14 protein-coding genes are annotated in these 20,080 nt (G+C 64.0%); 8 read left to right on the top strand and 6 right to left on the bottom strand.

Translation table 11 applies throughout. From position 1 onward, the window contains the following. Positions 1-18: 18 nt before the first annotated feature. From EXV95_RS08630 to EXV95_RS08615, 4 genes are all read left to right on the top strand, one after another. The gene (locus EXV95_RS08630; protein ID WP_176886528.1) at positions 19-897 is read left to right on the top strand and encodes an alpha/beta hydrolase; all 879 of its coding nucleotides are present in this window, start codon (positions 19-21) and stop codon (positions 895-897) included. A 771-nt stretch (positions 898-1,668) separates the two neighbouring features. Next, positions 1,669-2,922, top strand: a complete 1,254-nt coding sequence (locus EXV95_RS08625) for an efflux RND transporter periplasmic adaptor subunit (protein WP_176886527.1) — start codon at positions 1,669-1,671, stop codon at positions 2,920-2,922. A gap of 28 nt (positions 2,923-2,950) precedes the next feature. Continuing rightward, on the top strand, positions 2,951-6,184 hold the full coding sequence (locus EXV95_RS08620) for an efflux RND transporter permease subunit (protein WP_176886526.1): 3,234 nt from the start codon (positions 2,951-2,953) through the stop codon (positions 6,182-6,184). Between the two features lie 100 nt (positions 6,185-6,284). Further along, positions 6,285-7,781 carry an efflux transporter outer membrane subunit gene (locus EXV95_RS08615; protein WP_176886525.1) on the top strand — a complete coding sequence of 499 codons (1,497 nt, stop codon included), beginning with the start codon at positions 6,285-6,287 and terminating at the stop codon, positions 7,779-7,781. A 990-nt stretch (positions 7,782-8,771) separates the two neighbouring features. On the opposite strand, the gene EXV95_RS08610 is transcribed toward EXV95_RS08615, so the two are convergent. Then, a complete protein-coding gene (locus tag EXV95_RS08610) occupies positions 8,772-9,944 on the bottom strand; it encodes a pyridoxal phosphate-dependent aminotransferase (RefSeq protein ID WP_176886524.1) in 1,173 nt (390 codons plus the stop codon). A 238-nt stretch (positions 9,945-10,182) separates the two neighbouring features. Here EXV95_RS08610 and EXV95_RS08605 point away from each other — a divergent pair, with 238 nt between their 5' ends. The 4 genes from EXV95_RS08605 (at position 10,183) to EXV95_RS08590 (ending at position 13,638) form a co-directional block, all read left to right on the top strand. Further along, positions 10,183-11,619: an NAD-dependent succinate-semialdehyde dehydrogenase gene (locus EXV95_RS08605; RefSeq protein ID WP_176886523.1), complete on the top strand. Its 1,437-nt coding sequence runs from the start codon at positions 10,183-10,185 to the stop codon at positions 11,617-11,619. A gap of 232 nt (positions 11,620-11,851) precedes the next feature. Beyond that, positions 11,852-12,400: a MarR family winged helix-turn-helix transcriptional regulator gene (locus EXV95_RS08600; protein WP_121505855.1), complete on the top strand. Its 549-nt coding sequence runs from the start codon at positions 11,852-11,854 to the stop codon at positions 12,398-12,400. Further along, entirely contained in the window at positions 12,397-13,080 is a 684-nt protein-coding gene (locus EXV95_RS08595; protein WP_176886522.1) for a GNAT family N-acetyltransferase, read from the top strand. The genes EXV95_RS08600 and EXV95_RS08595 overlap by 4 nt, the downstream gene beginning before the upstream one ends. 213 nt (positions 13,081-13,293) lie before the next feature. Then, on the top strand, positions 13,294-13,638 hold the full coding sequence (locus tag EXV95_RS08590; RefSeq protein ID WP_176886521.1) for a PepSY domain-containing protein: 345 nt from the start codon (positions 13,294-13,296) through the stop codon (positions 13,636-13,638). A gap of 120 nt (positions 13,639-13,758) precedes the next feature. Here EXV95_RS08590 and EXV95_RS08585 read toward each other — a convergent pair whose 3' ends face one another. The 5 genes from EXV95_RS08585 to EXV95_RS08565 form a co-directional block, all read right to left on the bottom strand. Further along, a complete protein-coding gene (locus EXV95_RS08585; RefSeq protein ID WP_055399553.1) occupies positions 13,759-14,724 on the bottom strand; it encodes a porin in 966 nt (321 codons plus the stop codon). A 479-nt stretch (positions 14,725-15,203) separates the two neighbouring features. After that, a complete protein-coding gene (locus tag EXV95_RS08580; RefSeq protein WP_176886520.1) occupies positions 15,204-16,412 on the bottom strand; it encodes an FAD-binding oxidoreductase in 1,209 nt (402 codons plus the stop codon). A gap of 5 nt (positions 16,413-16,417) precedes the next feature. Further along, a complete protein-coding gene (locus EXV95_RS25130) occupies positions 16,418-16,834 on the bottom strand; it encodes an FdtA/QdtA family cupin domain-containing protein (RefSeq protein WP_370460229.1) in 417 nt (138 codons plus the stop codon). Beyond that, on the bottom strand, positions 16,831-17,667 hold the full coding sequence (locus EXV95_RS08570) for a glycosyltransferase family A protein (RefSeq protein WP_176886518.1): 837 nt from the start codon (positions 17,665-17,667) through the stop codon (positions 16,831-16,833). Before EXV95_RS08570 ends, EXV95_RS25130 begins: the two co-directional genes overlap by 4 nt. A gap of 179 nt (positions 17,668-17,846) precedes the next feature. Continuing rightward, complete coding sequence (locus EXV95_RS08565) at positions 17,847-20,033, bottom strand: TonB-dependent siderophore receptor (RefSeq protein WP_176886517.1); 2,187 nt, start codon at positions 20,031-20,033, stop codon at positions 17,847-17,849. Positions 20,034-20,080 lie beyond the last annotated feature (47 nt).

The raw sequence follows: 20,080 nt of genomic DNA, 5'->3' as shown, positions 1-20,080 counted from the left end.
ATCCAATGGGTACATGCCATGCAGCCCGACCAGCCGTCCTCGCTATCTTCCACATTGCCACCCGTTGCCAAACCCACCGAAGGGGGCAAGGCCGCCTCCGTGTGCTCCGACTCCACTATTGAAGTGACCAAGGGGCAGGATGTGGCCGTGCGCATGTATGGGCGCAAGAAGACGGGCCAGGCGTCGCCGGTGGTGGTGCATTTTCATGGAGGCGCATTTACCTCGGGGGGGCTGGACAACGGCTGCACCGTGGCCTCGCTGCTGGAAGGTGTGGGGGCCGTTGTGGTGTCGGTGGCGTACCCGCTCACCCCGTTCCCGCAGCCGGTGGACACCGGCTACGACGTGCTCAAGTGGGTGCACCGCAACCGCACCAAGCTCGGCGGGCAAGGTGCACTGGTCTACCTGGCGGGTGAAGAAGCGGGCGGCAATCTGGCTGCGGCTGTGGGGCTGATGGCGCGCGACCAGTCGCACCCGCCGCTGGCCGGGCAGATCCTGCTCTCGCCCATGCTGGACCCGTGTGTGGGCACAGCCTCGCTGCGCGAAGCCACGGGCAATGCCACTGGCTGCAAATGGGCCGAAGGCTGGCGCAATTTTCTGCGTTGCCCGCGCGATGCCGAGCACCCCTATGCAGTGCCTGCCGCAGCACACCGTCTGGCCGGCTTGCCGCCTACGCTGGTGCTGGTGGGCGACACCGACCCCATGCACGATGAAGCGCTGGCCTATGCCGCCCGGCTGGAGGCGGCGGGCCTGCAGGTGACCCGCCATGTTTTCTCGAAAACGGCGCAGTGGCCCGATGCCTTGCTGCAAACCGGCCCCCACGAATGCCCTTGCGCAACCGGTGCGCAGGAACAGTTCCGCCTGTTCTTTGAAGCCACCCGATGTCCGGTGCCTTCCTGAGACCCTGAACCCGGCAAGGCTGTCTCCAGAAAGTCATTGACCTCAACTTTGGTTGAGGTTTGATACTGCGGCCTTACCGCCAACCACCTGGTTATCAACGCTGATTTTTCTGGCCCGCACGTGCCGGAGGGAGAAGCTTTGCCCACGTATTTCTGCACGCCGGGCCCATCAGGGCGCAGACGGCGGGCAGGTGCCATTGATGTCAACGATACATACGGAGGAAATCACACCATGAACAACCCGTTGGGCGACTTGCCTGTCTGCAGCCACGGCTGTCACAACACACAGTGTTGCCGCGTCTTCTGACGTCGGCTTTGAGAACCTGTTCCAAATCTTTTCAGGGTCGCACAAGGTCCTTGCCGGGATGGGATGCAAGGCGCGGGGTGCAGCCAATAGCCCGGCTATTGGCAAGCGCCGCAACGCCGTAGACCGCCCGGCAAGGACCTTGCCCGAAGGGTTGGAGTGAAATCGGGCGATTGGAAGCCCCGGCTGCTTGCATGGGCACAAGCCCATGCGGCGCATCCGAAGCTTCCACTCATCCCGATTGCACTCCAATGCGATCCCCGAAAAGATTTTGAACAGGTTCTCAGTGTCCCGGCGGTGTGCTGCCGGGGCCTTGACTTTGCCACGGTGTCATTGCCGAGACTGCCCTTCTGCCCACGGTTTTGACGCCTTTTTTGACCCTTGTCGGAACAACGCCACCTACCGGGGCGCGGCAGAAAACCTCCACCGGCTCGCTCCACAAGGGCGGCCTTAACGATTGAAACGACCATGAACTCCAATCCTCTCTCCAAGAGCCGCCCGCTGGGCCTTGCCACCCTTGCCACTGCTGTGACGGCCACCGTGGCCGCCATCATCCTTGTGTTCCAGGCGCCCGCCGCCCAGGCCGATGGCACCCCTGCTGCGCCCCCGGCCATGCCGGTGTCGGTGGCGGCCGTGCTCCAAAAAGACATCGCCCTGTGGGACGAGTTTTCCGGCCGGCTCGAAGCCGTGCAGCGCGTGGACGTGCGCCCGCGCGTCTCGGGCGCCGTGCAGGCCGTGCACTTCCGTGAAGGCTCGCTGGTCAAGCAGGGCGAGCTGCTCGTGACGGTGGACCCCGCCCCCTACGCCGCCGAAGTGGACCGCGCCGAAGCCCAGGTGGTCGCCGCGCAGGCCCGTGTGTCATACACCCGCAGCGAACTGGAGCGCGCCACGCGTCTGCTCGAAGAAAAAGCCATTGCCCAGCGCGAGCACGACGAGCGCCTGAACGCCCAGCGCGAGGCCGATGCCAACCTGCGCGCCGCCCAGGCCGCGCTGCAGACCGCCAAGCTCAACCTCGGCTACACCCAGGTGCGCGCCCCGGTGGCGGGCCGAGTGGGGCGCATCGAAGTCACCGTGGGCAACCTGGTGGCGGCCGGTGCGGGCGCCCCCGTGCTGACCACGCTGGTCTCCGTGAGCCCCATCTATGCGAGCTTTGATACCGATGAGCAGATCGTGGTGAAAGCCTTGGCCGATCTGCAAAGTGGCCAGCGTGGCAATAGCGCGCGCCAGCTCATCGAGCGCATTCCTGTGCAGATGGGCACCGGCACTGCGGGTAACACGCCCCATGTGGGCAAATTGCAGCTCATCGACAACCAGGTGGATGCCAAGAGCGGCACGGTGCGCGTGCGCGCCGTGTTCGACAACGAAGACGGCTCGCTCATCCCTGGCCAGTTCGCCCGCATCCGCATGGGCCAGGCCCGGAACACGCAAGCGCTGCTGATCAACGAGCGTGCCGTGGGCACCGACCAGAACAAGAAGTTCGTGATGGTGGTAGGCGAGGGCAACAAGGCCGAGTACCGCGAGGTCACCCTGGGCGCGCCGATTGACGGCCTGCGCGTGGTCACCTCGGGCCTCAAGGCGGGCGAGAACATCGTCGTCAACGGCCTGCAGCGCGTGCGCCCCGGTGCCGTGGTGGCGCCGCAGCCTGTCCCCATGACCGCCAAGGCCGAGATTGCGGGTGATCGCAAGGAAGCCAAGAACGCAGCCAAGTCGCCAGCGGCCTGAGCCAGAGCGACCGGAGGAATTTGCATCCATGAACCTGTCCCGCTTTTTCATCGACCGCCCCATCTTTGCCGGGGTGCTGTCGGTGCTCATCTTCCTCGGGGGGCTCATCGCATTGCGCGGTCTGCCCATCTCCGAATACCCTGAAGTCGCGCCGCCGTCCGTGGTGGTGCGCGCACAGTACCCGGGCGCCAACCCCAAGGTGATCGCCGAGACCGTGGCCACGCCGCTGGAGGAGTCCATCAACGGTGTGGAAGGCATGCTCTACATGGGCAGCCAGGCCACCACCGACGGCGTGATGACGCTGACCGTGACCTTTGCCCTGGGCACCGACCCCGACAAGGCCCAGCAGCTGGTGCAAAACCGCGTCTCGCAGGCCGAGCCGCGCCTGCCCGAGGAAGTGCGCCGCCTGGGTGTGACCACCGTGAAGAGCGCGCCGGACCTGACCATGGTGGTCCACCTGGTTTCGCCCAACAACCGTTACGACATCGACTACCTGCGCAACTACGCGGTGCTCAACGTGAAGGATCGCCTCGCCCGTATCGGCGGCGTGGGCCAGGTGCAGATCTTTGGCGGCGGCGACTACTCCATGCGTGTGTGGCTCGACCCGCAGAAGGTCGCGCAGCGCGGCCTCTCGGCCAGCGACGTGGTCACGGCCATCCGTGGCCAGAACGTGCAAGCCGCCGCCGGCGTGGTGGGCGCATCGCCCGGCCTGCCCGGCGTGGACCTGCAACTGTCCATCAACGCCCAGGGCCGCCTGCAGACCGAAGAAGAGTTCGGCGACATCATCGTCAAGACCGGTGCCGACGGCGCCGTGACGCGCCTGCGCGACATCGCCCGCCTGGAGCTGGGCGCGGCCGACTACTCGCTGCGCTCGCTGCTCAACAACGACCCGGCCGTGGGCATGGGCGTGTTCCAGGCGCCGGGCTCCAACGCGCTCGACATCTCATCCAACGTGCGCGCCACCATGGACGAGATCCAGAAGAACATGCCCGAAGGCGTGGAGTACCGCATTGCGTACGACCCCACGCAGTTTGTGCGTGCGTCGATCAAGTCGGTGATCCACACGCTGCTGGAAGCCATCGCCCTGGTGGTGCTGGTCGTGATCCTTTTCCTGCAGACCTGGCGTGCTTCCATCATCCCGCTGCTGGCCGTGCCGGTGTCGGTGGTGGGCACGTTCGCGGTGCTGCACCTGCTGGGCTTTTCGATCAACGCGCTCTCGCTGTTCGGCCTGGTGCTGGCGATTGGCATCGTGGTGGATGACGCCATCGTGGTGGTGGAAAACGTGGAGCGCAACATCGAGGCGGGCCTCACCCCGCGCGAGGCCACCTACCGCGCCATGCGCGAGGTGTCTGGCCCCATCATCGCCATTGCGCTGGTGCTGGTGGCGGTGTTCGTGCCGCTGGCCTTCATCAGCGGGCTCACAGGGCAGTTCTACAAGCAGTTCGCGGTGACGATTGCGATCTCCACGGTGATCTCGGCGGTCAACTCGTTGACCCTGTCGCCTGCGCTGTCGGCACTTCTGCTCAAGGGCCACAACGAGCCCAAGGACGCGCTCACGCGCGGCATGGACAAGGTGTTTGGTGGCCTGTTCCGCGGCTTCAACCACCTGTTCCATCGCGGCTCTGAGGCCTACAGCGGCGGCGTCAAGCGCGTCATCGGCCGTAAGGCACTCATGTTTGTGATCTACCTCGCGCTGGTGGGTGCCACCGTGGGCCTGTTCAAGATCGTGCCCGGCGGCTTCGTGCCAGCACAAGACAAGCAGTATCTGATCGGCTTTGCGCAGCTGCCCGACGGCGCCACGCTGGACCGCACCGAGAACGTAATCCGCCGCATGGGCGAGATCATGAAGCAGAACCCCAACGTCGAAGACGCCATCGCCTTCCCAGGCCTTTCGATCAACGGCTTTACCAACAGCTCCAACGCCGGCATCGTGTTCGCCACGCTCAAGCCCTTTGCCGAGCGCACCCGCGCCGACCAGAGCGGCGGCGCCGTGGCCGGGCAGCTGAACCAGGCGTTTGGCAGCATCCAGGACGCGTTCATCGCCATGTTCCCGCCGCCCCCGGTGGCGGGCCTGGGCACCACGGGTGGCTTCAAGCTGCAGATCGAAGACCGCGCATCGCTGGGCTACGAAGCCATGGACGGCGCCGTGAAGGCCTTCATGGCCAAGGCCTACCAGACGCCCGAGCTGACCGGTATCTTCAGTAGCTGGCAGGTCAACGTGCCGCAGCTGTACGCCAACATCGACCGCACCAAGGCGCGCCAGCTCGGTGTGCCGGTGACGGACATCTTTGACACGCTGCAGATCTACCTGGGCAGTCTCTATGCCAACGACTTCAACCAGTTCGGCCGCACCTACAGCGTACGCGTACAGGCCGATGCGGCCTACCGCGCGCGGGCTGAGGATGTGGGCCTGCTCAAGGTGCGCTCTGCCACCGGCGAGATGGTGCCCCTGTCGGCGCTGATGAAGATGGAGCCCAGCTTCGGCCCCGAACGCGCCATGCGCTACAACGGCTACCTGGCTGCTGATGTGAACGGCGGCCCTGCACCCGGTTATTCATCGGGCCAGGCCCAGGCCGCCATCGAGCGCATTGCAGCCGAGACGCTTCCCCAGGGCATCACCTTCGAGTGGACCGAGCTGACCTACCAGGAAATCCTGGCGGGCAACTCTGCCGTGCTGGTGTTCCCACTGGCCATCCTGCTGGTGTTTCTGGTGCTGGCCGCGCAGTACGAAAGCCTCACCTTGCCGATCGCCATCATCCTGATCGTGCCCATGGGCATCCTGGCGGCCATGACTGGCGTGTGGCTGAGCAACGGCGACAACAACGTGTTCACGCAGATCGGGCTCATCGTGCTGGTGGGGCTGTCAGCGAAGAACGCCATCCTGATCGTGGAGTTTGCGCGCGAGCTGGAGTTTGCCGGGCGTACCCCCGTGCAGGCCGCCATCGAGGCCAGCCGCCTGCGACTGCGCCCCATCCTGATGACCTCGCTGGCCTTCGTCATGGGTGTGCTGCCCCTGGTGCTGTCCACCGGTGCGGGCGCCGAAATGCGCAGCGCCATGGGCGTGGCTGTGTTCGCCGGGATGATTGGTGTGACGGCCTTCGGCCTGTTCCTCACGCCCGTGTTCTACGTGCTGCTGCGCAAGCTGGCTGGCAACCGCCCACTGGTGGAGCATGGTGCGCATGTGGCGCCTATCTCGCACGCCCCAGGCACCGGTGGCACGGCCCACCCCGTGCTGGCAGCGCCGCGCAAAGAGCACGAGTGATGCTTCTGAGCACGCTGACAACAAACATCTTTGTGGCTCTCGCCACGTGCTCCGCGCTGCCGAATGCAGCGGGAGTAATGGCTGGGGCAGGAGAACAACCATGACCGATTTGCTTTTGACGAAAAACTCCACCGACGGTGCCCTTGCGGCGCGCAAGCGCAGCCTGCTGGCGCCCCTGGCCGCCGCCCTGGTGCTGGCCGGTTGCATGACCCAGCCCGTGGCCCCTGCGCCGCATGCGGGTGTGCCTGTGCCAGCCAGCTTCACGGCAGGGGGCGATGCGTTGCCCACGGCCCCCTGGACGGTGGCCGCCCCTGCCGAGGCGCAGCCGCGCGGCGAGTGGTGGCTGGGCTTTCAAGCCCCGGTGCTGGCCGACCTGGTGCAGCGTGCGGGCACGGCCAACACCAGCATCCAGCAGGCGGCAGCACGCCTGGCCGAGGCGCGCACGCTGCTGCGCTCTGCTGACGCCGCGCGCTCGGTGCAAGTGGGCGCCTCGGCGGGCGTTGCGCGCCAGGCCGGTGCCAACAGCACGGGCAGCGTGGTGCCATCCACGATGGGCACGGCGGGGCTCAATGCCTCGTACGAGCTGGACCTGTTCGGCCGCCTCTCGCAAACCAGCGACGCCGCGCGCCTGGACGCCGGCGCGCGCGAGGCCCTGCTGCAAAGCACGCGCCTGATGGTGCAGGCCGATGTAGCGCAAACGTACCTGCAACTGCGCGCCGTGCAGGCCGAGCAGGTGCTGGTGCAAGAGAGCCTGGCCGCGTACCAGGACACCCTGCGCCTGACGCAGCGCCGCCTGCAGGCGGGCGACGTGGCCGAGCTGGATGTGGCCCGTGTGCAGACCGAGGTGGCCGCTACCGAGTCCGATGCCCTGGCCTTGCAGCGCCAGCAGGCATTGCTCACCAACGCGCTGGCCGTGCTGGCGGGTGAGGTGGCCAGTGGCTTTGTGCTGCCGCCCGCGACGGGCGATGCTGCGTTGCCCGTGATCCCACCGGGCGTGCCCGGCACGGTGCTTGCGCGCCGGCCCGATGTATCGGCTGCGCAAACTGCCGTGCTGGCCGCGCAAGCGCGCGTGGGTGTGGCGCAGAAGGCTTGGTTCCCGGCCGTCACGCTCACGGGCAATGCGGGGCATGCGTCGCCCGAGCTGGGTGACCTGTTCAAGTGGTCGGCCCGTGCCTGGGGCGTGAGTGCGCTGCTGTCGCTGCCGATCTTTGACGGCGGCCAGCGCGACGCGCAGATCGAGGGCGCCAAGGCGCGCCTGGAGGCTGCGCTGGCGGACCACCGGGGGCAGGTGCTCAACGCGTTCCGTGACGTGGAGGATCAGCTGACCTCTCTGCGTTTGCTCTCCGGCCAGGCCGAGGCGCAGGGGCGGGCGGTGACGGCTGCGCGGCGGGCGACGCAGTTGTCGGATGTGCGGTATCGCAATGGGCTGGTGAGCCAGCTGGAGTTGCTGGACGCGCGGCGCAGCGAGTTGCGCAATCGGCGGCAGGAGCTGCAGGTGCGGACGGCGCAGTATGTGGCGACGGTGGGGTTGATTCGCGCGCTTGGGGGAGGGTGGGGGGATCAGCCTGCGGTGAAGTTGGCGCAGGTGTCGCAGTAGTTTTTGGGGTGATTTTGGTTGCTGGCGCTTATCTATAAAGCGCTGGCAGCTATTATTTTTGTAGTTCTTTGTTCTTGCGGACCCGTTCGGTCTGAGCTTGTCGAAGCCTTGGCGTGCTGGTTTGAAAAGCATGCTCGGGTTGAGGGCGGGAGCCGGGTTGTCGCCCCGGCAGGCGACTCACTTTCTTTTGCTTCGCCAAAAGAAAGTAAGCAAAGAAAAGGCGACCCCCAGTCTGCGACCCCTGCGCTGCGCTCCGGGGCAAACCTGCGGCGGGGCGGTTGCGGGGTGCGCCGTGGAACTCGCTTTGCGCTGCGCGCGCCGCTCGGACAACCACGGCGAGTCAGAGCACGAAGCATGGGCGCTCCGACGCCCATGCCACCCCACAACCGCCCCGCCGCAGGCGCAGCCAGCAGGGGTGAACAACCAAACATCCAACAGCCGAACAGCCACACGGGCCATCGCTGCGCTCGGCCCAGCTTTCGCAGCGCGTGGCGCTTGCGCCCGCGAGATTGGGCCGAGCAAAGCGATGGCCCGGATGGATGTCCGATTCGCGGGTTCCCTTCTGGATGCGCCTGGGGCGCGCAGGGCGCGGGGTGGCATGCGCGTCGGAGCGCGCATGCTTCGTGAACTGACTCACCGCAGTTGTCCGAGCGGAGCGCCGCAGGCGCGCAGCGAGTTCTGCGGTGCACCCCGTGACCGAGCACCCCAGGTTGCCCCGCAGCGCAGCGAAGGGGTCGCAGACAGTAGGGTCGCCCTTTCTTTGGTTCCTTTCTTTCGGCGACGCGAAAGAAAGGGACTCGCCCGCCGGGGCGACATCCCGGCCTCTGCCCTCAACCCAAGCACGCCGCCCAAACTAGAGAACGAGCTTCCACCGGCTCCGACAAGCTCAGCGCGAACGGGAAGGAGAGCCCCAATAACTATAAAAACAATAGCTGCTAGCGCTTATTCCAAAAGCGCCAGCAGCCAAAATCGTTCAAAAATCCCTTTCCATCACCCCTTCAACCACCCCCTCAACCTCCCCACCCCTTCCCCCAACCTCCCCACATCCCGGCTCGCAAAACACCACCGCAACCACCCCTGTGCCTCGCCCCCGAACGCACTGCCCGGCGCCAACCCCAACCCCGCCTCCCGCACCAGCAGCTTGGCCAGCGTCAGGCAGTCGTCGTAACCGTCGATGCGGAAGAACGCATACATGCCCCCACGCGGCGTGGCCACCGACACTCCCGGCACATCGGCCAGCAGCGGCACCAGCGTGTCCCGGCAGTTGCGTAGATGGTTCACCAGCGCAGGCGTCACCTCATCCGTGCGCTGCAGAGCCACCGTGGCCCCGCGCTGCACAAACACCGGCGCACACGAGGTGTTGAACTCGATCAGCTTGCCCACTGCGGGCGTCATGGACGGCGGCAGCACCAGCCAGCCCAGACGCCAGCCGGTCATCAAAAAGCTCTTGGAAAAGCTGTGCGTCACGATCAGCCGGTCCTCGGGCTCGGCCACATCCAGAAAGCTGGGGGCCGCGCCATTGGCCGTGTCGCCCGCGTAGTACAGCCGCTCGTACACCTCGTCCGCCAAAATCCATGTGCCGGTGCGGCGGCAGTGCGCGAGGATGGTGGCTTGTTCCTCGCGCGTCAGCGTCCAGCCCGTGGGGTTGTTGGGCGCGTTGACGACCAGCAGGCGCGTGCCGGGCGTGATGGCGGCCAGCAGCGTATCCATGTCCAGCTGCCACGCGCCGTGCACGTCGGCCACCAGCGGCACAGTGCGCACCTGCGCACCCAGAATGCGCGGCTGCGCCACCAGGTTGGGCCACACGGGCGTCACCAGCACCACCTCGTCGCCCGCGTCCACCAGCGCCTGCACGGCCACCATCAAGCCGTTCACACCGCCGGACGTGACAGCAATCCGGTCGAACCATGCATCGGTGTGCTGCTGCGGGTGCAGGCCGTGCATGTAGCCCGCAATCGCGTGGCGCAGTTCGGGCAGGCCCAGGTTGTGGGCGTAAAAGGTCTCGCCCTTTTGCAGCGACGCAATGGCCGCGTCGCGGATGAAATCGGGCGTCACCTCGTCGCTCTCGCCAAACCAGAACTTCAGCACATCGCTGCGCCCCAGGCCTTCGTTGGCCACTTCGCGGATGCGCGACTCTTCGAGGCTTTGGACTACTTCTCGCATGCAATCTCCTTGCGTCAACAACCTTCCCATCATCGCAGCGATTCTCCAACCTGCTGACGCAGCCATGGCGGACCGAAGGCCGCGGAGCAGGCCAGGCGAGCAAACGCCGTGGAGCGGGCTTTGCCTGGCCACAGGCGTTGTCCCCCGGTGGGGGAAGGGCGCCGAAGGCGACTCAGGGGGCTTGGTCGCTGCAGGCGTATAGTCGTTTTTTCGATTTTTTTGGCTGACCCCACCGCTCATGACCTATCCCAACACCCAGCTCTTCATCGCAGGCCAGTGGCAAGACGCCGCCGAAGGCAAGACCCTTGCCGTGTTCAACCCCGCCACGGGCAAAGAAATCGGCCGTGTGGCCCATGCCACCAAGGTCGATTTGGACCGCGCGCTGGAGGCCGCACAAAAGGGCTTTGAAGCCTGGCGCGACATGCCCGCCGCCGAGCGCGCCAAGACCATGCGCCGCGCGGCCGCCCTGATGCGCGAGCGCGCCGAGGCCATTGCCGCCATCATGGTGCAGGAGCAGGGCAAGCCCCTGGCCGAGGCCAAGGTCGAGACCATGGCATCGGCCGACATCATCGAATGGTTTGCTGACGAATCGCTGCGCGTGTACGGCCGCATCGTGCCGTCGCGCAACCTCAAGGCCACGCAGATGGTGCTGAAGGACCCAGTGGGCCCCGTGGCGGCCTTCACGCCCTGGAACTTCCCCATCAACCAGGTGGTGCGCAAACTGGCTGCCGCGCTGGGCGCCGGTTGCTCCATCCTGGTCAAGGCTCCCGAAGAAACCCCCGCCAGCCCCGCCGAGTTGATCCGCGCGTTTGCCGATGCCGGCGTGCCCGCAGGCACCGTGGGTCTGGTCTATGGCGATCCGGCTGAAATCTCCAGCTACCTGATTCCGCACCCCATCATCCGCAAGGTCACGTTCACGGGTTCCACGCCCGTGGGCAAGCAGCTGGCCGCGCTGGCGGGCAAGCACATGAAGCGCGTGACGATGGAACTGGGCGGCCACGCCCCGGTCATCGTGGCCGAAGACGCCGACCTCGAACTGGCCATCAAGATCGGCAGCGGGGCCAAGTTCCGCAACGCAGGCCAGGTCTGCATCTCGCCCACCCGCTATCTGGTGCACGAGAGCATCCGTGCCGATTTCGTGGCTGCCTTCGCCAAGTACGCACAGGGCCTGAAGGTGGGCGATGGCCTCACGGCCGGCACGCAGATGGGCCCGCTGGCCAACCCCCGCCGCATCACAGCGATGGCCGACCTGATGGCCGACGCCGTGCAGCAGGGCGCCACGCTGGTGACGGGTGGCGAGCGCATTGGCAGCGAAGGCAACTTCTTCCAGCCCACGGTGCTGAACGACGTGCCCCTCTCGGCCCGCATCGTGAACGAAGAACCCTTTGGCCCCGTGGCTGCGATTCGTGGGTTTGAAAAGATCGAAGACGCCATTGCCGAAGCCAACCGCCTGCCGTTTGGTCTGGCCGGCTATGCGTTCACCTCGTCTCTGAAGAATGCGCACCTGCTGGCCCAGCGCCTGGAAGTGGGCATGTTGTGGATCAACCAGGCCGCCGCACCTGCGGCCGAGCTGCCGTTTGGCGGCCTGAAGGATTCGGGCTATGGCTCCGAGGGTGGCCCCGAGGCCATCGAGGCGCACCTGAACACGCGCCTGGTCTCGATCATGAACGTGTAAGGACGAAACGCCGGAGAGCTGGCGCGGCAGGGCTGTCGCGCGCAGCCCGGCTGCGGGTGCGGCCCAGTCAAAGCTTGCGCGCGATCTTTCCGGAGCCTTCCTGCGAGATCGTCCGCAGGCTTTTGTTTTTGCGCGCTGAACCAGTCTGACAAGCAGTGCCAGGGCAGCCGCGAAGAAATCGATTGACGTGGCCTGTCAAATACATATCATGATATATATCTAAGGAAAAAACATGATCCAAGACGTCGTCAAGGAACTCGGATTCCTCACCCTCGGCACCCGCTTCAAGCGTATTGGCGAGGCGCTGCAGGCGCAAACGCAGGCACTGTTGACCCAGCACGGCATCGACATGCCTGCAGCGCACTTCCCGCTGTTGGCGGCGCTGGATTGGCATGGTGCGCTGGGGGTGGGCGAGCTGAGCCAGGCCGTCGGCGTCAGCCAGCCGGTGGTCACGCGCTCCTTGAAAGGGCTGGAAGACAGCGGGCTGGTGCAGTCGGAGGCGGTGGAGGGTGACCGGCGTGTGCGCCGCGTGGCGCTTAGCTCGCAAGGCCAGGCACTTGTGCAGCGGGCGCAACGCGATGTCTGGCCCGTGCTGGAAGCCTCCGTAGCCCAGGTGTGTGCGTCGCTTGAAGGCCCCTTGCTGGACCAGTTGGAGGCGCTGGAGGCGGGGCTCGCGCGCACCTCGCTGCTGCAGCGCTCGGCTGTCACCATCGCCGCAGAGCACGCTACAGGCCGTCGCAAAAAAACTCCCCGTGCCCCAGGAAAGGAAACAGCACGATGACCACCACCAACCCCTTCGACCGGCCCGTCTGGGCATCGCTGACCTCCACTCCCGGCCTGGCAGAAGGTGGCGACCTGGCCAAGCGCTACCGGCGGGACGTCAACCTGTTTGCTTCGGCCCGGGATGACGCCGATGACGCCAGCCTTGCCGCGCTGGCCGGTCTGGTGGCTGAGGGGGAATCGGTCTTCGTGCTGCAAGCGCAGCCCATGCCGGTGCCCAAGGGGCTGCAGGCCCTTCGCCGCGCCGAGGGCGTGCAGATGGTGGCCGGGCGGGCTATTGCAGCCGAGCCTGGCGCGGAGGCCGTCGTCGTGCTGGGTGATGCCGATGCTGCCGCCATGCTGGCCCTGGCGCAGTTGACTGAGCCCGGCCCGTTCCTTGCGCGCACCCACACCATGGGCCGCTTTGTGGGCATCCGGTCCGAAGGTGTGCTGGTGGCCATGGCGGGTGAACGCATGCGTTTTGAAGGCGGCACCGAAGTGAGCGGCGTGTGTGTCCACCCCGAGTTTCGAGGGCGCGGTTTTGCCCGCCGACTTTCATCCGTGGTGGCGCACGCCATTCAACAGCGGGGGGACCAGCCTTTTTTGCATGCCTGGACCACGAATGAAGCGGCCATTGCCTTGTACGAAAGCCTGGGGTTTCAAATCCGCACGGAGGTGCAGGTGGCTGTCTTGGGAAAATAACGCAGTAGACCGGCTGAGGACACGCCATCCCAGACCGCCGCATTTTATGCTTGCCATCTCAAGGGGCTAAGCGGACTTGGGATAATGAAATTCTGAAGAGTGAAAATAAAATACACCAAGCCATTCGATATTTTTTTGTGGGATCAATTGAGTTAAGCAAAAATTAATCTGGCATGGCTACCATCGAACCGTCATTCCACTGGAGGTCTATCGATGAACCATGCTGTGAGAAACGCCGCTGCGAGCGCGGTGGGAGTCTTGGCCTTGGCGGTGTCCGCGCTGGCGGCGGAGGCCGACAAGCCGCCCGTCCAGTCGGCGGGGCCATCCAGTTTCAGTCGCGAGCGCACTGAAGATGTGTGTACGCGGGAGCCGCGAAGCCAGTGGTTGCCTGAGGCGGAAATGCGCCTGCTGGCGGAGTTTCGTGGCTACAAAATTGCCACATTCAAAATCGCCAATGGCAGTTGCTACGAAATATACGGATTCAAGAGTGGCAATATGGTCGAGGCCTATTTTGACCCCGTCACGTCGAAACTCGTGCGGCAGAATATTGCCAAATAAAATCGCTGCCAAAAGGCTGGATGCTGTGGCGTAAAAAAACCCCGCACTCCAAAGAAGTGCGGGGGTAAATAGCTGTATGTCTGCCCTCCCACCAGTTAGGGCAGCAGCGGGATCAGGCCATCAGAAGTTGTGGCGCACACCCATCGCGAAGGAGCTGAAGTCGTTGCCCGCAGTGGCCACGCCGTAGCTGGCGTTGTGGTTGTTGTTGATGCGGGTGTAGTACGTGTAGATCTTGGTGCGCTTGCTCAGGTTGTAGTTGTAGCCCACGGTGTACTGGGTGGCGGCGCTGTCGGCCACGTTGGAGTACTTGCCGGCACGGCCCACGTTCAGGTGGAATTCCGACACGCCCATGATGTAGGCACCCGACAGGCGCACGTTGGTGCGGTTGCCGCCGTTGGCGAAGAACACGTTCTTGTCGCGCTGAACGTAGGCACCCACCACGAAGGGGCCGGTCGAGTACGAAGCACGCACCGCGAACTGGTTCTGGTCGTCCAGCTTGGAGTAACCGGCGCCCAGGCCCAGCTTGCCGATCTCGTAGTTGGCAGCCAGGTCGAGGCTGTTCTTGCCGCCGGTGCCGCTGGCTTGCTCATGCATGGCCCAGCCGGCTTCGAACGTGGCGCCGCCCAGGCTGGGGGCGCGATAGGCGATCTTGTTTGCGTCGCGGGCTGGGTAGGCGTACAGCGCATCCGACGACGAACCGGTGTCGTGGTTGTGGTTGCTGATGAAGTCAGCGGTGGCGTAGTAGGACTCCGAAGTGAAGTTGCCCAGACGCAGCATGCCGAAGCCCCCGGCAAGGTTCACTTCGCTCTGGCGGCCGAAGAAGGTGGAGCTTGTGGCGCCGGTGCTGGAGTCAAAGCCGCTTTCCAGCTGGAAGCCTGCCATCAAACCGCCGCCCAGGTCTTCCTGGCCCTTGAAGCCGAAGCGGGAGGAGTTGTTGAACAGGCCGGTCTTGGACACATTGCCTTCTTTTTGGTGCTCGAACGTGGTGTTGACCCGGCCGTACAGGGTGACGCTGCTCTGTGCAAAGGCAGCAGACGTACCCACCAGGGCCAGCGCGGCGAGGGCGCAGCGGTTAATCGTTTTCATTAGCAAGGTTTCCTTAAATCAAATTTTGTTTGATGACAAATAATCACCGGCCAAAAACGCACAGGGGTGATGCTTTCGGGCCGTCGCTACAAGCAAGTTTGATGCCTGTGGTGATGTGATCGTTGCACTTTGCAACGGAGGGGGATGCTAATGGCCTATTTGTATGTCCGCCACAGGGGTAAACACCTTTTACCCGTGGGGGTGTTGGTGCTGTGCAACAAAGTGGAAAATTTTTCCTGCAGCGCCCCGGCTGGGCTCTGGGGTGCATCGCCGATGTCGATGGTGCAGACCCGTCCGGGCGAGCACCGATGCGGCGCACGGGGTTCTGTGGTCGCAGGCTCAGCACGCGGCGGGTGGGGAGTGTAGGCCTGGTCGCGTGCAGTTCCGGCGATCAAGTCGTAACAGGCTTCAGAGACTTCGGGGCCAATCAAATGCTCGGATTGATATGGCGCCCATCAGGAACGATATTTCTGAGGCGGCTAGATAATCGCTTCTACCAGGGCGCGGGCCATGGTGGGTGCTGTTGAGTATTTGCCGGTGTCGACAGATATATAGTTTCCGAGTCTTTGAATGCCATATTCCGAACGGGAGTGCAATGTGGAATCTCGGTCCGAAAGCACACCTTGCCCGACAGCAAAGACCCATCCGCCTTGAATGGTGGAGCGCTCCGCTTGCTCGCGAATTTGTGCTACCCACGGTAACAAGGATTGGAGATGGTCGAAAATGGAGTTTGGCAAGTTCTCCAAATTCTGGGCAGTCAAATGAGGCTCCGGTGGTGAAATATCGGAGCTGTCCACGCGCAAGCCATCGGAATACCAGGAGAGATAGAAATCCCGCCCATTGTAATTTTTGATGTCTCCGAAGGGGCCGGTGGCAATGACCACGCAAGGCGTATGAACCGGTTCTTTGGTGCGCAAGAACAGGGATTGGCGGTATCTGTGTGACCAAACTCCCGTGGGCTCCAGCCCAGCAGTTCGGTCTATGGCCAATCGGCCTTGCCACAGCGAGTTGATGACGTAGTCGAATGGTCCAAAGATGCCTTCGGAAGTTTCAATTTCCCACTTGCCGTCGATTCCATCTTTTGCGGGGCGCACCGCCGTGATGCGGGTTTTCATAAACTGCTGGATCGATGCTTCTGCATCCATCGCAGGTATGAATCGTTCAGCCACCCAATTGGTGTCAACGGACCTCTCAGGAGTCCGAAAGCCCGCAACAATATCTGTCGATGAGGTCAATCCAGCCAGTTCGGAAGCGCTCAGAGTGTGAATCCGACTGTCAGACGCATCTGCCAAATATTGCGCCGCATCTGGGTGATTGCGTACACGCTCGACGACCTTCTCCATGTACGTCTTCATTTCTGCTGCAGATGTCACGGATTTGCGGTGACACAGGTACAGATCATCTTCGGAAGTGATCGCTGGAGCGAGGGATGTACCGACCAATTCCTCGATCAAGGGGCGAAATTTGAGCCCGCCGGGAATGACACGGTCCGCAGTGCTCAGGGACGGATCTGCGCTGTAGAGGCAGCCTAAGTGGATTTTCCCTTCATTCCATCGGCTCGCTGCGCTGAATGGTTGCTCTGCCATATCGAAGACAGATACTTCGATTCCTTTGCGGGCCAGAAATATCGCAGTCGAACAGCCCATGATTCCGGCGCCAAGGATCGCAATTCGGGGAGTCTTTCGCATTTATATCAGTTCCAGGTGGATATATATGAATCTGGATCATACGGTTCGCTGGCCAATACCAATAGTACGGAATTCGAGACGAGGTAAGTCTGGCGGCACCACACGCCTGCGCCCAAAAGGAGTCCTGGCCCCGCTGGGGTGAGCGCCGTAGTGGCTTCTTCGTCCCCCTTTCTGAGCAAAAGGTCGATTTTCCCTTGCAGGCAAATGAGCAGTTGTTCCCCACTGCGGTGACCATGCTCCCCCCGGATGGAGCCGGCGGGGACGCCTGTTACGGTGAATACGCGGCGTGGCATGAACGGAAGGTGGTCGAAGTCGAGCGGTAGCAGGTTGCCACGCTCGTCTGAATGAATGGGGAGATCAACCAAGCGAGCGCGCCCTCCAAACCAGCTCGAACAGGATGCCGGGTCGGTGGTATTTATCACTTGCCCTCGCCGAGTCGATCAGGATTATTGTGGTAGAGCCATCTTGCCAAGGGACTGGCAAGCGTGAGCTTTTGCTCAGTGGTAAGGCCGGATATCCAGATTTCGCGCATTATGGCCGCGTAAACTTCATAGATCTGGTGCTTGGAAAACTGCCAGCTTCTCGATAAGCTTCCAGGCTTGTAATACTTGTAGCACAGGGTTTTGGGAACCCGTGCGAATTCTCCCAAAAGGCTCATATGGAACAGCCATGGCCAGTCTGCCGAAAATTCTCCCGCGTGGTGGGTTTTGAGGCCGTTGATTTGCCGAGCTTGACCAAGGCGGAATAACCCTCGGTTGGGCACCCACCATTTATTTTTTCCACTCATCATGAGAACACCCCGCTGAACCGGGTCACGAACGCCTTCAAGTTCGGTGAATACCCAGTGTTCTTCCGTTCCGTTGGTGTTTGTCAGGTGAACGTCCGAATAACTCATGACGACCTCTGGCCGTGCGTCAAGCACTTCTGCCAGCAGCGTGATGTAGTCAGGGTTCAGGATGTCATCATGAAATGCAAAAAGTACGTAATCAGCTTCGGCCTGGTTGAGCAAAAAGTTGCAGTTGCCCACATACCCTAGCCGCTGCGATTGGCGGATTACTCGGAAACGAGCATCTTTCTGAGCATGGGCGATGCAAATCTCATAGGTCGAATCATTGCACTCATCGACAGAGACGATGACTTCCAGGTGTGGGTAAGTCTGGGCTGAGAGAGAGTCGAGGGTTGCTTGAATGAACGCCGAAGACTGCCACGCCGGAACCAGCGCGGCCACTTTGGAGGGCTTTGAATGGGGTTGCATGGGTTGGGTGAAGTGAACGCCAACGCCCAGTGTAGTGGGACTGAACAGGTGGGCGGTGCGGTAACCCGCCCACCTCCACTTCACGCCTGCTGTGTGCATGAATGCCGAGGCAGAGTGGGGGCTCAGTTGGGGCACCCCACGGCGTACCCCCAGTGCGCTTGGGGCGCCCCTTCCAGTCGTTAAAACCGGTACGTCGAAGTCAGCGTGTACGTCCGCGCCTGCCCATAGAAACAATCCCCTCGCGCCAGGCACTGCGTGATGTGCACCTTGTCCGCCAGGTTCACCACGTTGAAGGCCACGCGCCAGTCGCCGGCGTCATACGCCACCATGGCATCGGCCAGCGTGGCGGCCGGGGTGCTGATGGCGCTGGTGCCGCTCCACTGCGAGCCGGTGTAGCGCACGCCAGCGCCCACCGTCCAGCCGCCACGGCCTTCGCTGGCGAAGCGGTGGCTCAACCAGGCCGAGGCGGTATGGCGCGGGGTGCTGGCCACGGGCTGGCCCTGGTCGCCGGTGTTGCTGCGGCTGATCTTGGCGTCAGTGAAGGCATAGCCCACGGTGAAGTCCCAGTTGCGCGCCAGGCTGGCCTGCACTTCGGCCTCGAAGCCCTTGACCTTGACTTCGCCGATCTGCAGGCTGTTGAGCGGGTTGGTCGGGTCGGTGGTCTTGCGATTCTTCTCGCGCAGCTGGTAGACGGCGGCGAAGGCGTTGATGCCCTGGCCGGGGGGCTGCCATTTCACACCGGCCTCCCACTGCTCGCCGCGCTGGGGCTTGAAGGGGGTGCCGTAGGCATTGGCGCCGCCCAGCGGCTGGAAGGACTCGGAGTAGCCCGCATACGGTGCCCATCCACCATCCATCTGGTAGGTGACGCCCGCGCGTTTGCTCCAGGCCTTGTCGTCGGATGCAGCGGCGGGTCGGCCTTCGGTGTCGCTCTTGGCGTTGTCGTGGCGCAGGCCCAGCGTTGCGGTCCAGCGGCCCCACTTGATCTGGTCCTGGGCGTAGAAGCCCAGCTGGCGCTGCTCGACGCTGGGCACGCGTGCCAGGGCCGATGCCGGTGGCGCCGTGAAGTTGCCGTACACGGGGTTGTACACATCGATGGCCGGTGCCACGGCGCGCCAGCTTTGCTGGCCCCAATGGTTGCGCTGCACATCGAGGCCGCCGAGCACGGTGTGCTCGGTTTCACCCCAGCGCAGCTTGCCTTCGACCTGCGTATCTACCAGCAGCATGCGCGCGTTGCCCAGTGTCCACGATGCGTCGCGCAGCACGGTGCGGTTGTCGGCGTTGAACACCGGGCGCGCGGGGCGGCCCAGTGCGGTGTTGGCGGCGAAGCTGGTGTACAGCGTGCGGTAGTCCACGTTGCTCACGCTGCGGCGCAGGTTCTGGCGCACGGTCCAGGCGCTATCGATCTGGTGGCTGAAGAGGTAGCCCCAGGAGGTGCTTTCGGAGTTGTAGCGGTCCCAGCCGGGTTCGCTGATGAAGGTGTTGGTGGGGATCTGCCCGTAGTGGTTGGGCAGCTGCGTGCCCTGCCACGGGAAGAAGCCGATGAGCGAGCCGCTCTTGTCCTTCTGGTGCGTGAGCTGCAGCGTGAGCGAGGTGGCGGCGCTGGGCTTCCAGGTGACGGTGGGGGCGATCACTACGCGGTCGTCGCGCACATGGTCCACCTGCGTGTCGCTGTCGCGGCCCACGGCCACCAGGCGGTAGAGCCATTCGCCGTCCTGCGTGAGCTTGCCGGTCATGTCGGCGGCGAGCTGCTTGCGTGCGTTGCTGCCCAGCTGCACTTGCACTTCGCGCTGCGTTTCGGCTTGCGGGCGCTTGCTGGTGAGGTTGAGCACACCGCCCACGCTGCCCTGGCCATACAGCACCGACGAGGGGCCGCGCAGAAACTCGACACGCTCCAGCGTGTAGGGGTCGGGCCGGGTGTCGTTCCAGTACCCGATGAAGCGCACCATGCCATCAAGATACTGCGTCACGTCGCCGCCGCGCGCCTTGAAGGTGTCCTGGCGGCTGTCGAAATAGTTGGACACCGCCCCCGCCGTATACGCCGTGACCTGGCGCAGCGTCTGCACACCCTGCGCTTCCATCTGGTCGCGCGTGATCACGCTGATGGCCTGGGGTGTTTCGATGAGGGGCGTGTCGGTTTTGGTGGCGCTCAGCGCACGCTTGGCCACAAAGCCGGTGACCGGCGCGGTGGGGCTTTCCTGCTCGGCGCCCGCACTCACGGTGACGGGGGCCAGGGCTTTCTCTGCAGCGGGCGCCGCGGGTGCGGTGGGGACCGTGGGTGTGGCCTGCTGCGCATGGGCCGCGCCGCACAGGGCAAGCAGGGCCGCGTGTGCGATGGCGGTGCGGCAAACGGTGATGCCAGATTGCATGGTGCTGTTTCTCCGATGGTTGAAAAAAAGGGGACAGGCCCGAAGGC

Origin of the sequence: Acidovorax sp. JMULE5 (assembly GCF_013376875.1) — a bacterium.
Taxonomy (GTDB): Bacteria; Pseudomonadota; Gammaproteobacteria; order Burkholderiales; family Burkholderiaceae_C; genus Acidovorax; species Acidovorax facilis.
The sequence above is the reverse complement of the archived record's forward strand: the minus strand, read 5'-3'. Positions and strand labels throughout refer to the sequence as shown.